General features: G+C 66.8%; 2 pseudogenes. Both read right to left on the bottom strand.

Features of this window, described 5'->3' with window-relative positions:
* Positions 1–217: pseudogene (locus tag HA45_RS23380) on the bottom strand (conjugal transfer protein TraX); the annotation flags it as partial.
* A pseudogene (locus HA45_RS27395) lies at positions 214–551 on the bottom strand (prepilin peptidase-dependent protein); the annotation flags it as partial. The pseudogenes HA45_RS23380 and HA45_RS27395, both read right to left, overlap by 4 nt.

Here is a 551-nt window from a genome sequence, read left to right on the forward strand (position 1 = left end):
CCCAGTACGTGGGCCGGTAGTCGCCGTGACCACGTCCCGCCGTCACCTCCCGGAGGCGCTGCCACAGGCGCGAGACGTTGCGTCCCGCGTGGTGCGTGACGCTGGACACCTCCCACGCCGGGAGCACCACGTTCAGGGCTATCCAGCCCGCGCGCTTCGCGGTGAGGCGCGCGGCTTTAGCGCCGTCCTCACGGACGGCGAAGTCATTGTCTTTCACAGCGGTTCTCCTTCTGCGGTCAGGACGGGTTCTGCGAGTGCGAAGGTCACGTGATGGAGCGCCGCCATCGCCTGCAGCGCGCTCATCAGGAAGCCGTACACCGACGTCAGGTCCTCACTCTCCATGCAGCGGATGTCGGGGGTCAGAAAGATGACCTGCCCGGGCCGCTGCCGGAGCGTACTGAGGCTGAGGCCCGGCGCGCCGGTAAAGCTTTCTGCCACGTACGGATGATGAAAGATTTCCATCCGGTGGCGTATGGCCTGTACCGACTCGCTGGCCCCCTCAAGCGTGAGCAGCGCCCGCGCGGCCTTCAGCGCAGGGTGGTCAGGATACT

Origin of the sequence: Pantoea rodasii (genome assembly GCF_002095465.1) — a bacterium.
GTDB classification, from domain to species: domain Bacteria; phylum Pseudomonadota; class Gammaproteobacteria; order Enterobacterales; family Enterobacteriaceae; genus Pantoea; species Pantoea rodasii.